The following is a 14,300-nucleotide window of genomic DNA, read 5'->3' as shown; positions in this document are numbered from 1 at the left end:
TATCCGGATGCGTAGCTCTGGACCGATCCGGCGCGGCGTGGCTGCTGCCCTGACCGTGGTGGGGGTGTGTACCGCGACGCTGGTCGCGGCGGCACCCGCGCAGGCCGATGACCCGCCGATCGTGTACTCCGCCCTCGGAGATTCGTTGTCGGCCGGGGCGGGCGCGTTGCTCGCCCTCCCGTACGACCTGAACCTGCTCTGCACGCGCAACACGGGAAGTTACCCCGTGCTGTGGGTGAACAACCACGACGTGTCGTCGTTCGACTTCGCCGCCTGCAGCGGCGCGACCACCGTCGATGTCATCAACAACCAGCTCGGCGGACTCAGCTCCGCCACCACCCTGGTCACCGTCACCGCAGGCGCCAACGACTTCGCCTCGGTGCAGGCCATCTTCACCTGCCACACACAGAGCGACGCGGCGTGCGAGAACGCGTGGGAGGACCTGTCCGACGCCTACACGGCCGACCTCGGCGATCTGCTGGACGCGATGCTGGCGGCCATCACCACCGCGGCACCCAATGCCGAGGTCGTCCTGATGGGCCCGCCAGGACTGTTCGCCCTCAGTTCCGGTTGCGGCCTGCTCGGCCTCAGCCTGGCCAAGCGGACCGCCATCGCGGACGCGGGTGCCGTGTTCCGCGGCATCTCCTCGGCCAGGGCCAGCGCCAACGGCGCTGTCTACGGCGATGCGGTGCCCGCCTTCAACGGCCACCGCATCTGCAACACAAGCCCCTGGATCCACGACCTCAGCGGACTCGTCTTCGCCTACCACCCTGACGACGACGGCTACCGCTACGGCTACCTCCCGACTCTCGAAGCCATCACCGGCTGACCGCCCGCCGGTCCTTCTCGGTGGCCACCGCCGATGCGGAGAGGAGCGTCGCGGCGGCGAGGCTGCCCCACAGGGCGGCCGGGCCGCGGGAGGCGAGAGCGGTGATGACCGCCGGGGAGACGGCGAGGCCGAAGCCCGTGGAGAGCTGGAAACGGGCGAGGGCACGGCCAAGGACATGAGTCGGCGCGAGGACGGTGACCAGTGCTGTGGCGCTACCGGCATAGATGATCTCGCCGATGGTGCAGACCACGGACACCGCGGCGACGGCCGGGGCACCCCAGCCATGTCCCAGCGCGGTGGCCGCGAGGAAACCGAGGTAGGACACGGCGAGTACCACCCCGGCAACAGCCAGCACGGTCCGCCGGGCAAAGCGGGACATCAGCACGGTGACCGGCACCTGCAGGGTGACCACCAGCACCGTGTTGGCCACGAAGATGGCTGCCGACCACACCGGGGACGCGTGCAACTGGGTCACCAGGATCAGGGGCAGCGCGATTTCGGGGACGTTGAGGCAGAAGACGTAGATCACGTTGGCGGCCAGTAGCGCGCGCATCCGAGGTGCGGGCCCGCCGTCGCTGTCCTCGGCCGGGGCAGCGGCCGGGTGGGTGCGGAGGTGGACCGACCACGCCAGGGCCGCAGCGGCGAGATAGGCGAGCCCGGTGAAGGCCGCCAGCACCTGCAACGCGGTGGTGCCGCCCGCCAGGCATGCGGTGGCGACGAGCGCACCCACCCCAAGGCCGGCGTTGCGCAGCGCGCGACCACCCGCGAGCGCGGCATCGCGTTCCTGGCCGTGGGCGACCGTGGCCACCAGGGCCGCATGGGCGGCGGGCCATGCCTGGTTGCCGATGCCGAGGAAGAGCGCCGCGGTCGCGAACAGCCCGACGTGCCCCGCGGGGGCGGCCAGCAGCAGCGCCACACCCAGCACCCGCACGAGCATCGACGCCGCCACGACCGTGCTGCGCGCACCCCGGTCCAGCCAACGGCCGACGGCGGGCATGCACACCAGACCCGTGACGACACCGGCCGTCATGGCGATGCCGGTGACCGACGCGGACAGCCTCAGCACCATCACCCCGTAGAGCAGCAGAAAGGGCCGCATCATGCCGGTGCCGAGGGCGTCCACGGCCAGGGCGACCGCATAGCGGGGACCTCCGGAGGCGCGGACAAGGGCGCGGGGCCGGATCTTGGTGGTGGTTGCCATGGCGTCAACGGTGCGGCTGGACACCCCGCTTGCCTTCTCGATTGACCGACACCGTCAATCGAGAAGGTCGCCGGCCATCCGACCAGCGATGATGAGGGGATGACGTTGAGGATCGACATCAGCGGCCTGCCCTCCGGGCGACTGCGGTTCGCCGCGTCCCCGCTGGCAGAGCTGACCGCGATGCTGCACGTGCTGGCCGAACCCGGCCATCACCCGCGGTTCGCAGGCTGGGCAGGGGACGTCTGGGCCGGGTTGGCGCCGGAACTGGCCGAGCGGCTCAGGGAAGCGGAGTTCCTCTGGCGTTCCTCGCGGGCCGACTTCCTGGTCCCCGCTCGTCCCCGCCCGACCCTCACCGAGGAGCTGGACGACGTGGACCGGCTCGACGACGAAACCTATGTGACCGCCGCACTCATCACCACGTGCGGCAGCAACCGGGTCCACTTCGCCGCGCCGTCACCACTGACCGACGCGACCGCACGCGAGCGGGCACTGGACCTCGCCCAGGCCCGAGGCGCGCTCCAGGAAGCCTTCGCCGAACGGCTGCTCACGGACCCCGCGGCCGTGCGGGCGCGGGTGCGCAACACCCTCGAACAATGCGCGGAGGCCTTCTTCGACACCGCATGGACGAGCGTCGCCACGCGACTCGGCGCCGACCTGCGCATGAAGAACGACCTGCACAAACGTCAGGGCATCGGCCCGGCACTCGCGGCGGTTTCCGGCGCCGTGACCCTGGCGCCGGACGGCGACCGCATCATCGTGGACAAACTGCAGGACAACGCGACCACCGCACACGGCACCGGGGTCACCTTCATCCCCAGCGTCTTCGGCAGCCCGCACCTGGTGGTGATCCACGCACCAGGATGGCAGCCGGTGGTGCAGTACCCCGTCGCCGAGCCGAGTCCATCAGAGCCGGTATCGCTGGAAACGGTCACACAACGACTGGAGGCACTCGCACATCCGGTACGGCTGCGGCTCCTGCGCACCCTCGCCCGCGGCCCGCACACCACCGGCGAACTCGCCAGCGCCTGGGAACTCTCACCCCCGGAGGTCTCCCGTCACCTCGCCGCCCTGCGCCGCGCGGGCCTGCTCACGACCCAGCGGCATGGCCGGTACGTCCGCTACACCCTCAACCTGCCCGACCTGACAACGCTGGGGACAGACCTGCTGGCGGCCGTACTGCGCTGAGCGCTGGTGTCCCATGTGCCGGTTACTCGGACACGTACCGCGCACTGTCCATATAGACATTCCTGTCGTTCCCGGTGAGGAACCAGAAACGACTGGTGCTGCCGCCTGCGACGCCAATGGGCATGGTGGTGGAACCCGCACCACCGTCGAAGGACTCCCACGGTGCCCAGGAACCCGCGTTCCACCAGGACTGGTAAAGCTTGCCATTCATGCCGGTATGGATCACGATCACCGTGCCCCCTGGCTGAGCGAACGCCGTAACGGCACACTTCGTCTCCCCCGGCAGCTTCTCCCATCCCGACCACACGTCGGCCGTCCGGCGATTGACGTTGATGCGCTGGTCGGTCCCCACAGCGAACACGAACAGTTCCTCGTCACGGCCGACCGCCGCCGCGACGGGGATATTCGTCACCATCTCACCCGGAATTTTCGTCCAGCCCATGATTCCCGATATCCTTTCCGGTAACGTTCGAGAACTCTCCAACAGTATTTGCGGGGAACGCGGCTCCGCGCAATACCCCGTGTCGGCTGTCATCACACGTTACGGTTCGACATCATCCCCGGACAGGTCCATTCGAGTGACCAACAGCGACACCCTCAGTATTGCCGCAGTACCACAGAGAAGACATCACAGAATAAAGTCAACAATGCACGCATCACGTACACCTTGCACGGTGACCGCATCGACCTGGCGGAGTTTCCTGGATCGAATTTGATCGACAGGCGCACAGGCACCGATTTCGACGCAGCAGGCAGCCACCTTCGGGTTGGGTTGTGTTTGCTGATCGCGGCATCGTCGACCGCCGCCCACCTACATTCACGTCCTGTCCACATCAACACGCTCTACCCTGCTTGACATCCCGGATTCGAAATAAAGATATGCCGCATTTGCGACCTTGTCATAGGTAACTCGCATATCTACCATGTCTCACCTGTCTCTTGTTCTCCACCCGCTCGATCAGCAGGGAGCGAAGCTCCAATATTATCGCGCACGTCCGCGATGGATCGGTCCGATCGATCCAGAGACAATTGAATTCGAGCGCATGCGACCGCCAACAACGTCTCCCGGCTGCCGGAGCGCGGTCGGCCAGCGCATCTGATCCACGCCGCCTCGGTATCCGCCTTCGCCGTCGGAACGGGCAGTGCCGACTACGCCGCCTCCAGACACGCGGACCTCGCGGTCGCAGCGGTTCTGCGCGCCGACCAGCGGGGCACCGGCGTCCGGGTGTCAGTGCTGCGCCCCGACCGGGTCGTCGCGCGGACTGCTCCGGCGCCGCGCTGGCCGCCGAGGACAGCGGGGCGGACGGCAGCGCTGTTCGCATAAGCGAATAGCTCCGTGTCGTTTCGGCGGGTCCGGGCTTAGCTTCTGGCGGTGGCGAACGAACTGACCATCCCGCTCCTGCCCTGTCCATCCATCGACGAGATCGCGTCGTTCTACGAGATGCTCGGCTTCGAGATCACCTATCGGCAGACGCGGCCGAACCCGCACGTCGCGGTGCGACGGGAAGACATCAACCTGCACTTCTTCGGGATGGACGGCTACGACCCGGCGCAGTCGTACAGCACGTGCCTGATCATCGTGGCGGACACCAGCGAGCTGTTCGAGGCCTTCGCGGCGGGGATGCGGGCCGTGCACGGCAAACTACTCATCTCCGGCATCCCGCGCATGACCCGGCCGCGGCTGCGCAACGACCGGTACACCGGGTTCACCGTCGTCGATCCGGGCGGCAACTGGATCCGGATCAACAAGGCCGCCAAGGAACCCGAGGCGCTGACCAAGCTCGCCAAAGCCATGGAGAACGCCGCGAGACAGGCGGACGCACACGGCGACGAACGCCAGGGGCTGAAGATCCTGGAAGGCGCGCTGAAGCGGGCGACCGGCGACGAACCGGAGTTTCAGGCGGCGCGGGAATACCGCGACGAACTCGTCGAACGAACCAAAGGAGTCTGAGCCGCACTCAGACGCCAGAGTGTTGAAGCCGCTGACACAGGCGGTCGAGACGGCCCAGCGGGTGCACTGACGCCCCCGCTGGGCTGTCGTTTACCCGGACTGTTCGCGCGGAAGGACGTAGCAGAACCACCGGATGCGCGGTGCCCAGGCCTGGAAGGTGGCGATGTCGTCGAGCCGGACGAGCGGCCTGATCCGGGTCAGCGCGGTGTGCAGGCGGGTCCAGGTAGCGACCTCCCACCCCTCCAGCGGTCCGCGCACCAGGTTGCGCCAGCCGTCCTCATGAGGGGTGGGTTCGAGGTCGTTGACGAACTCGCCCCATGAGGTGCGTGTCCGGCAGCGCAGCAGGCCGCCCTTGCACCGGTCGTCCGGCTGGGCGTCCAGTAGCCGGCCGAGCAGGTGGGCGTGCGCGGTCAGGACACCGAGCAGCAACGCGACCGCTTCGTGCTCGCCAGGCTCGTCGGCGGTGCCGATGAAGCGGGAGGAATCGGACAAGTCGCGGGTGGCACGCACCATCCGGTACAGGTTCATCAGGCGCTTGCCTGCGCGCGGGGTCTCGATGAGCGGGTCCAGCGCCGCCAGCAGAGTGAGCTCGCGATCTGTCAGCGGCCTGGGAAGCACCGGCCGCCCCGCATCCTGAGTGTCTACTTCGGAGCCTTCTTCGACGTCCATCTTGGACACTTGACCAAGGGGCTGCGAGGGTGGTGGCGGGTCGGCGGGTTCGTGTGCGGCTGGTGGTGCCGAAGGAGCGACCCGGTGTTCGCCTGCCATCGAGCGCAGCAGGTCGTGCAGCGAGTCGGGGGACATCCGGGGAAGCAACATGGGGATGTTGAAGATCTTCTCCAGGTAGTCCGTCGGGGTGGCCTGCCCATCTGTGCCGGGATGCTCGTCGAGCAGCTGCCGGTAGTGCGAGCCGACCGAACGTGCCAGCCAGCGCGGATCCACGCCGACGACCACAACGAACAGGTCCAGGGCGAGAAGCAGGTGGACGGCCTGGAGCACGTTGACCACCTGCTCCGGGTCGCATCGGTCGAGGTCGTCGATGTAGAGCACGATCCGGTCAATCGGCTGATGTTCCGGGGTCGGGTGGTCCCGCCATTCCTTGAGCAGCCGGATCAGCTGCTCGAAGTCCTTGCGGATGGTGGAGATCAGCCCGAGGCTGCCTGCGTAGGCGTCACCACGCGCCCGGTCGACGAGGAAGGAGTACAGCCGCTGACCGGGATTCAGCTCGGCCAGCTGCCTGCCCAGCTCACCGACCCGGGACACCACCTCGTCCAGCTGGGCCTGCGCCACCTGCTGCTCCGCCTCCGCCCGGCGCAGCCCGTCGAGCAACTCCGGCGTCGCCGAGGTCACCTCGCCCACGATTCGGCGGAGCTTGCGCAGCCCTGACCTGGCGGCACCCGTCACCGCGACGCACACGGCGAGGGCCGTGGCGAGCAAACCACCGCCGATCGTGGCCAGCCAACTGCGCAACTGCGGTACCTGCAACGCCGCGACCAGCACCACGAAGACGAGGACCGCGGCCACCGCGAGCACTGTCCTGACCCGGCCAACCCACGGCAGGCGTCGCAACGCATGAGCTTCATCGACACTGCCGTGTAGCTGCTCGACGAACAGCCGGCCCTGCTCCTCCTCGTCGTCGATGCCCAGATGGCGCCAGATGCCACCGACCTCGTCCCGGAACGATGGTGACCCAAGGAGATCCCGAATGCTGATCGTGCGCTGCCGGGCAGCCTCGTCCACGCGAGCACGCAGCACGGCGACCTCGGTCTCGGCGTGTTCGGTCGCCGCCTTCAGGACGTCGCGCTGGCTCAGTACCTGGCTCAGCTCGTCGCGCAGCCGGCGCCTGTCGTGCGCGACGTCGGGTCCGGGGCCTGCGAGCTGGCGGAAGATCTCGTCACCGAGGCTTGCCCACAGGTTGCTGTCCGCGTAGTGCCATGCGTTGAACCCGATCTGCATGATCGAGCCGCAGTACGTTCCGGACCCGGCGAGGTCGTCGATCCGCTGGCGCAGCAGGCCCATGAAGTAGCTCTTTCCGGCGCCCCACTCACCGAAGATCCCCACAGACAACGGCAGCGGCGTTGTCCGGTCCGCGACCACCGCCGCCAGCATGGACACGTACGGCGCCAGCCCAAGCTGATCCTTGTACAGCGGGATCCCCAAGTTCGGATCCACCCGATCGCTGTCGAACCCACCCGCGAGATCATCCGAGTACCGCGGCATCCCCGAGTCTGGAGCCACCCGGTCACTGTCGAACCCATCCGAGTACACCGGTTCCGGCGTAGCGGTGTCGACGGTGGCGTCCCGCCACGCGGCCCGGATCGCCGCCTGGGTCCGGGTGTCCCGGCAGAGGAGCACGACCTCCCGCAGCGCCGTGGCGGCCCGAAGACGTGCCAGGGAGGTCTCGTCGCAGACGGTCCTGGCCACGTCCAGTGGATTGAACCCCAGCACCCCGGTGGCCAGCAGTGGTAGCCCCAGCCTGGTGCAGCCCAACCGATCCGCGAACTCGACGGCTTCGTGCGTGGCGTCCCGGATGGCGTCCAGCGTGACCTGCCCCATGCCGCCCGAATGCGGTGACGCCAAGATCGCGCGCCGGAGACGTCCGCCATGTCTGCCGCTGCCGCCAAGGTCGATCAAGACCGGTTCCTGGGGCGAGATCCTGCCGTAGTCGATCGAATTCCAGTCCGGTTCCGGGTACTCGCCGCGCACCGCGAGGCCGAGGGCACCCAACGACGAGCCAACCGAGAGCACGATCGTGTCGATGTCCAGCAGCCATGGTTCGGACGTTCGAGCGACTGACACCCTGACCTGCCCGGCCGTACCCAGAAGGCTCACGGCCTCAGCGGGGTCCTCGACCATCCGAGGTTTCTCGCCGGTTGGATTCAGCGCGGACGAGGCGGTCGTCTGCGACGCGCCGAGGCCCAGTATCCGCAACCACACCTCACTCGAGAATTCGCCAACTTCGACGGAAACTGCCTGGTAGGAACCCGGTTCCGCCGCCGGTTCGTGCTTGATCACGTCACGGTAGAACTCCGGTGACGCAATCACCGCGAGCATTCCGCCTGAATCCCTCAACTCGGCCTTCTCGTCACTGGCCACCAGCAGACGAAACGCGCTGTTCAGCGCGTCCCCGCCCCCGCTCGGAGAGTTCCGGGTGATTTCACCGGAATGCAGCACGATACGCATGCCGATCGACGCCTCGGCGACCCGGACCGCGTTGTACCGGCGCAGAGCGGCCAGCAGCCGCGTCACGAACGGATCGGCCAGGACCACCTTCGGCACGCTCGCAGGCACCAGCACCAGCACGCAGTCGCCGCGCTCCTCGTGCTCACATTGCGCCCAGTCGATGCCGGACTCGTCGAACGCCTGTCGCAGCACGTCGTACATGCCGTCCCGGATCTCCCGCTGGTCGCCGATTGTCCGACCAGGGTTGGTGAACTTGACGACCTCGACCAGGACGATCGACCAGTGCATCATCGGCGCTCCGAGCGTCACGACATCCCTCCCAGTATCCGAGCCCCGCCAATTGTGGCTCTTTGTGACCGACCCGTGGGCGTTACCGGCCGAAGACGTCGGGTCGCAGCCTGTCAAGCTCCGGTTTTGGTGGAAAGTTTGATGTGCCTGGGTTTGCGGAGTCGGGTTACCGCACTCCAAGGAGGCGGTGCGCCCAAAGCCCGGTTCGCCGTGATGACCGACCTCATCCGCCAGGTCCATGCAGCCGCGACACTGGCGAAGGAGATCCCCGATCACCAGATCAGCTGCACCGCGCCTGACAAGCACCGACTCGGATCTCCGCGCAGTTCGTTTGCATCGCCCGCGCACCGTGAGGGGGCACAACCACCGCAGATCGTCAAGCACACTCATGTCATCCTCAAGATGTTCGGCAGCCTTTGCATGAACGACCAGCCGAAGTCGTCCAGGCCTCAAACAAGACGCGCGTGGGGATCGGGCCACTGCCCGCGTACTGCGGCGAAACGCTCATTAACACCAGGTTCCCAGTGGCTCCACATGGGCGGCAATCGCGTTCTCGGCGTCATGTACAGGGCCGTTGTTGTGGGCGAAGGTAATTCCGCCGCAACCACAGGCGGAAGATTGGCGACACGCGACACTAGTGTTGCGTCCTGCATCCTCATCTCAACAGCAGTCCAACATCCGACGCCACTATAGCGCCCAACTCCCCAGAAACACCGGCTTTTCCTCGTCAACGAGCCTCGCGAAAAACTCGTCGACCGAGTCACCGTACCCGTACACCGAGGAATCCATTCCCGCAAAGAATCTCATCGCAGGCGATATGTAAATGGTAAAATGAAAACTGTTGATTCCTACCGGACACAACGACGACTCGTCCACGATTTCCGCACACCGACAAGCAATTATTGAGCCGCGCTCCGTGCGCACCTGCTTCGGATCGAACTCGGTCCAGGACCAGACTCTTCGGTCATTCAACATAATACTGGGCGAATGCACGATTCGCAGCCCTGAAAACGCCGTCAGAAATCGCAAAGCAGCAGGCGACACATCGAAGCCGACCGAGATCATCTCATGAACGATTACGCTGACATCCATAGCACGTTCCGGCTGCCAACCCACCTCTTCAGCCAACTGGCGACCCCGGCCGCCGATCACGATTCCCACGTTCACCTTCCTCTCACCAGATCAGCTGCACCGCGCCTGACAAGCACCGACTCGGATCTCCTTCATTCACCACAAGGGGCGGAACACCGTATGAAACTCCGGCCGGTCACTGGGGAAGTCGTCCGGGAAGATGTTCGTGCGCAACCGCCCGGTCAACAGGTCGAACACGACCCTCGTCGACGACGCGTGCACCACCCGATGCGAGAACTGCCGTGCCGCACCGATCCACGTCGGCCACTTCTCCGGCGTCCCCGTCGGCAGCCACAGCAACATGTCCCCATTGTCCGTGCCACCCCACGCCACGAGGTCGGCGGCCTCCAGACTGAACTCGGACCTCATAGACACGCTGCACAATATCGCGCGAAAACGTATGAACAGCGGCCTGCTTCTCAGAAGGAAGTCGGCCGTTTACCGCCGTCGCATACCACACATTGAACCGCGCTTGCTCAGCTATCAACTCACCCACCGATTCAACCACGTCGTTGCCGACCTTCTCACTCGCAAGGATCGCAATGCAAAGGTTAGTGGGGGGCACAGCCGTCGGACTCCTGATGTCGTCCGGAATGACCCACACAGACGGGGCCACGAGCCGAACCCATTCCCAACCTTTTCTCTCCCGATCATCGCTCACGATTCTGCTCACTCCACAACTAGAAGTTGGTTGTCTCCTTAAGCCAGCTTACAATGGCTGTCGACTCCATCTGCACATCAGCCCGACCACCAGTCGTCAGATGTCGCCGCAGTGCGTAACACAGTTTCGCCAATCTGGATGATAGTTACCAGACCGTCCGATTGTAACTGGTCAGGTCGTTGCGGAGGATTAGCTGGTTGCGGGTGTCCAGGGGTGGCCGTCGGTGAGCATGACGAGGACTTCGAAGAATTGTTTGCCGTGTTTCGCGGCGGTGGAGAGGTAGCTGCGTATCGCGCAGAACTGTCGGGCGCCGGTGAGGGTTGCGGAGGCAGCCGGACACTTTCTGCCGGAGTTGATCATGCGGATGTCGCGTCGGATCCGTTGTTGTCTGGTGGTATTCGCCAGTCTTGGGTGAAGCGGAGGTAGTCGTCTTGGCGGTCGAGCAGTCTGCGGGCCAACGCGTTGTGCTTCTGCATGGTCTTGGTGGAGGGTGCGGTGGTCTGGTTGTAGCCGATCTGCACGGCCGAGTGGTAGAGCCCAACCTGGGTGCCGAGGAGGTCGGGGGCGATAGTGTCAGCACCGGCCATGATTGCGTCGTCGACGAGTTTCTGCATCGCCACCAGCGCGTCGGCGGCCTGGGTGGCCCAGTGCCACCGCGCGTCTGGGTCAGTTTGGGCGGCGGTGTCGGCGACGGCCTGGAGTTCCCGTAGGGCATGCGCGCAACACAGCTGGTGGTCGGCGTTGACGTAGGTGTCATACGGCGCCCACGCGTCGTGCACCGCCACCCCGCGGAAGCGGGTGAGGACACCGGCGTGGTCGATGCCTTCCTGGCCGCGTCCGCGGTGGCAGGTGATCAGGGTGTAGCGGTCGGTGCGGGCGCAGTGCACCCAGTGTAGTTCGCCGGCCACGCGCAGAGCGGTCTCGTCGAACCCGGCCACCTCCGCCTCAACGATCCGATCACGCACGACATCGAGGAAGTCGTCCAGCCTGTCAGCGGCCCGGCGCGTCACCGCGGCCACGGTGCCCTCGGAGACTGGGGTGCCGAACAACTCGGCCAGCGCCTGCGCGGTGCGCTTCTTGGACAGGAACTGCCCGACATACAAGTAGAGGATGATCGCGGTGATCCGCGACCCGTACTGCGTCGGTGCGGTCACCCCATCCGGGGCGGTACCGCAGGTGGTGGTCCCACACGAGCAGCGGCGCGCGATGAGTTGATGCTCAGTCACTTGCACCGTCACCGGCGGCAAGTCGAACACCTGTCGGCGCTCCATACCCACCTCCGGTGCGTCCGCCAGACCTGCCCCACACCCGCGACACGCGCCGGGCTCGTGCCGCTTTCGCTCGTTCGGGTCCTCGACCAGCGCCAACGTCGACCCGGGATGCCCAGGCTGTCCACCCGGATTCTTACCGCTCTCGCGCCGCAACGACTTCGGCGCCGGCTTGGTGAACGGCGAGTCCGACGACGGCGGGCGCGACGAGTTCCGACTGTTCTGCCCCAACCGCCGCTTCAACTCCGCGACCTCGGCCTCCAACTGATCAATCCGCTCAGCCTGCCGCACCACCAAAGCGACAAGATCCTCATAGGACGGAACACGACCAACTGACACACCATGATCACCCCACGCAGACGATCAAGACTTACGAGCGGCCTGACCAGTTACGCTCGATATACGATGCAGCACAACGCATACGAGATCGCCACCGGATGAAAGACTCACTGCGCCGAGAGCGTCAGGAGTCCGACATTTCGGAAGGACGGATCGTTAGCGTCGGCTGCCGCCCTGGCGTTACCGCGAGCACGAGACCCGTCCGAACTTCGCCGACACGCCTCAAGGCCTCCTCCACTGCGAATCGACTGTCTGTCACATGATGAGCGTCCACATGCCCGTACACGCCCTGAGGTGTCATCTGACACCCACCCCGAACGCGTGGACGCAGACAATTTCCACTTCAACCACGTGACCGACCAAGCGAGGGTCCATATCCCCCATCGAGATACCGGGAGACATGTAGGTCCGGAGCTTCCACCATGGAGCGTGCAGCCATTCCTTCTGGGGGCCAGGTAAACGATCACCTCGCATGATGTCCCGCCGACTTGATCAGCTTGGCCGTCGGACAGGTTCACATGCGCCGATGGAGACCAGTCCGGCGGCACTGATGCTGACCGACAGGGCCCGTTCGTCACCCCTCGTCGTCGAGGCTGTGCCGGGCTTCGACGAGGTCTTGGCGCACCGTTCGCAGCGCGTTGAGTAAGGCGTCATACTCCGCATCGGAGAGAGGAACCAACTCACCATTGCGTCTCGTTGCCTCCGTCTCGGCGATCAGTGCAGCCCGGTACGCAGCCCACGGCTCATAGGCCCGCCGCACGACATTTCCTTAGCCCGTATGCAGGGCGCCCTGCACCTCCGGCGGAACTCGACCGTTCACCCGCGTCGCATACCACACGTTGTAACGTGCCTCCTCCGCGAGAAGTTCACCAACCGCCTCAAGCACGTCATTCCCGATTCGTTCCTCTGTCAGGATCGCGACCAGTAGGTTGGTGGTGGGCACGCGCGTAGGACCCTTGATGTCCTCCGGAATCGGCCACGAAGACCTCGGCACGAACCGAAGCCAGCCGAGACCATCCAAATAGTCTCCCATTGCCAGCCCTCACCACCCACTTCGTCACTGTTCGAGCGTTTCCGGAATCATATGCGCTGCTTCGCCCGATCACATCGGGAAGTCCCGCCCATCCGCGTTGCACATCCACACAGTGCGTGATGCAGGTTGGATAGTCTTGATTCAGTGTCAGTCGGTTCCGGCCACCTTGCGCGCCTCGGTCCGGCCCGTCTTGGGGTCGGACGCCAGCACCGAGTCTGACCCTTCGATCGACTGCACCAGCCGTCGCGGGGTCTCTCTGGTCTCGACTGCCAAACGTGTCGCTCGTTCACGCAACTCGTCGGGGTACTCCCGTGGTGTCGCCATGAGTGCGAATCCTCCGGGTGTTCGATGTCTCCATCAAGTCCGGGGCGAGACAGCCATGCCCTGACTTGACCAGACCACAGTGCAATAGGTCCAAGGCGTCGACGACGATCAGCGGATCGATCAACCTCGACCACCAAGAAAGGCAGCAGCGTCTATCTCCGTGCCGATGTGGACCGCAAGAGACGCCCGAAAATCCCCTCAGGCCGGGGGCGATGTTTCTCGGTCTACCGATCGCCGCCATAAATGCGGCGTCAATCCGCAGATTCATCATCGTTGATTGCTAATTCGGCACGGATTCGTGCGGCTTCAGCACGAGCGGCCCCCGCTTCAGCGGCCGCCCTCTGCCGATCTTCCTGATAAACCAGGACTAGAGCCAGCGAGTCCAGCGCATCCGCAATCCTTTCGCGCCAATCAGCAAAGGATTCGGCATCCTGGTCACTAGAGGGTTGTTCTGATCGCACTTCTCGCAATCTCTGCAGCGCGGTACGCAACTCTGGAGCGACTGACACGCGACTCACTCACGTCTATTGATTAGCGGCAAGAACCGTTGACGTACCGGACAAGCGCGATCAACGCACCATGGAGATCAATACGGAACGTAATTTCCATAGCGCCGCCGCCGATCATTACAGACCGGGTCAAACTTGTCCGAACCTTCTCGGATCAACTCAACGTTACAATTTGCCTCGATACTCCAGCCAGTCACGTACCTCGCGAGCGATGTCTTCTCGTTGGACATGCGGGAAGATCCATTCAAGACCGCCAAGGGCATACTCGACATCAGGTGAACGTCAAAGTCGGTTTGTGCTGGTAGCGGCGGTGATGATGGGGATGATTCGGGTTCGGTCGGCGGCGTTGCGTTGCAGGGTGCGGGTGATTTGGGTGATGCCGGCCAGGCGTAGTAGGC

10 protein-coding genes are annotated in these 14,300 nt (G+C 65.2%); 3 read left to right on the top strand and 7 right to left on the bottom strand.

What is annotated here, in order from left to right; genetic code table 11:
- The first annotated feature begins 7 nt into the window (after positions 1-7).
- Positions 8-829 (top strand): SGNH/GDSL hydrolase family protein, encoded by an 822-nt coding sequence (locus tag WBA97_RS16805; RefSeq protein WP_424231762.1) that lies wholly within the window; start codon positions 8-10, stop codon positions 827-829.
- Here WBA97_RS16805 and WBA97_RS16800 read toward each other — a convergent pair.
- Positions 819-2,030, bottom strand: a complete 1,212-nt coding sequence (locus tag WBA97_RS16800) for an MFS transporter (protein WP_424231761.1) — start codon at positions 2,028-2,030, stop codon at positions 819-821. The genes WBA97_RS16805 and WBA97_RS16800 overlap by 11 nt on opposite strands.
- A 99-nt stretch (positions 2,031-2,129) precedes the next feature.
- Here WBA97_RS16800 and WBA97_RS16795 point away from each other — a divergent pair, with 99 nt between their 5' ends.
- Positions 2,130-3,215 (top strand): DUF5937 family protein, encoded by a 1,086-nt coding sequence (locus WBA97_RS16795; protein WP_424231760.1) that lies wholly within the window; start codon positions 2,130-2,132, stop codon positions 3,213-3,215.
- 22 nt (positions 3,216-3,237) lie between these two features.
- Here WBA97_RS16795 and WBA97_RS16790 read toward each other — a convergent pair whose 3' ends face one another.
- Positions 3,238-3,657 carry a hypothetical protein gene (locus WBA97_RS16790; protein WP_424231759.1) on the bottom strand — a complete coding sequence of 140 codons (420 nt, stop codon included), beginning with the start codon at positions 3,655-3,657 and terminating at the stop codon, positions 3,238-3,240.
- Between the two features lie 930 nt (positions 3,658-4,587).
- Here WBA97_RS16790 and WBA97_RS16785 point away from each other — a divergent pair.
- The gene (locus tag WBA97_RS16785) at positions 4,588-5,166 is read left to right on the top strand and encodes a hypothetical protein (protein WP_424231758.1); all 579 of its coding nucleotides are present in this window, start codon (positions 4,588-4,590) and stop codon (positions 5,164-5,166) included.
- A 90-nt stretch (positions 5,167-5,256) separates the two neighbouring features.
- Here WBA97_RS16785 and WBA97_RS16780 read toward each other — a convergent pair whose 3' ends face one another.
- From WBA97_RS16780 to WBA97_RS16760, 5 genes are all read right to left on the bottom strand, one after another.
- Positions 5,257-8,658, bottom strand: a complete 3,402-nt coding sequence (locus WBA97_RS16780) for a P-loop NTPase fold protein (protein WP_424231757.1) — start codon at positions 8,656-8,658, stop codon at positions 5,257-5,259.
- 666 nt (positions 8,659-9,324) lie between these two features.
- Positions 9,325-9,798 carry an SUKH-3 domain-containing protein gene (locus WBA97_RS16775; RefSeq protein ID WP_424231756.1) on the bottom strand — a complete coding sequence of 158 codons (474 nt, stop codon included), beginning with the start codon at positions 9,796-9,798 and terminating at the stop codon, positions 9,325-9,327.
- A 66-nt stretch (positions 9,799-9,864) separates the two neighbouring features.
- Complete coding sequence (locus WBA97_RS16770) at positions 9,865-10,143, bottom strand: hypothetical protein (RefSeq protein ID WP_424231755.1); 279 nt, start codon at positions 10,141-10,143, stop codon at positions 9,865-9,867.
- 642 nt (positions 10,144-10,785) lie between these two features.
- Complete coding sequence (gene tnpC / locus WBA97_RS16765) at positions 10,786-11,991, bottom strand: IS66 family transposase (RefSeq protein WP_424231801.1); 1,206 nt, start codon at positions 11,989-11,991, stop codon at positions 10,786-10,788.
- 619 nt (positions 11,992-12,610) lie between these two features.
- Positions 12,611-12,796 carry a hypothetical protein gene (locus tag WBA97_RS16760; protein ID WP_424231754.1) on the bottom strand — a complete coding sequence of 62 codons (186 nt, stop codon included), beginning with the start codon at positions 12,794-12,796 and terminating at the stop codon, positions 12,611-12,613.
- Positions 12,797-14,300 lie beyond the last annotated feature (1,504 nt).

This window comes from Actinophytocola sp., from assembly GCF_049647105.1.
Lineage (GTDB): Bacteria > Actinomycetota > Actinomycetes > Mycobacteriales > Pseudonocardiaceae > Actinophytocola.
The sequence above is the reverse complement of the archived record's forward strand: the minus strand, read 5'-3'. Positions and strand labels throughout refer to the sequence as shown.

Excerpts from the sequence above, each read along its gene's own strand:
- WBA97_RS16805 (WP_424231762.1), top strand. The coding sequence starts at position 8 with ATGCGTAGCTCTGGACCGATCCGGCGCGGCGTGGCTGCTGCCCTGACC.
- WBA97_RS16800 (WP_424231761.1), bottom strand. The coding sequence starts at position 2,030 with ATGGCAACCACCACCAAGATCCGGCCCCGCGCCCTTGTCCGCGCCTCC.
- WBA97_RS16795 (WP_424231760.1), top strand. The coding sequence starts at position 2,130 with ATGACGTTGAGGATCGACATCAGCGGCCTGCCCTCCGGGCGACTGCGG.
- WBA97_RS16790 (WP_424231759.1), bottom strand. The coding sequence starts at position 3,657 with ATGGGCTGGACGAAAATTCCGGGTGAGATGGTGACGAATATCCCCGTC.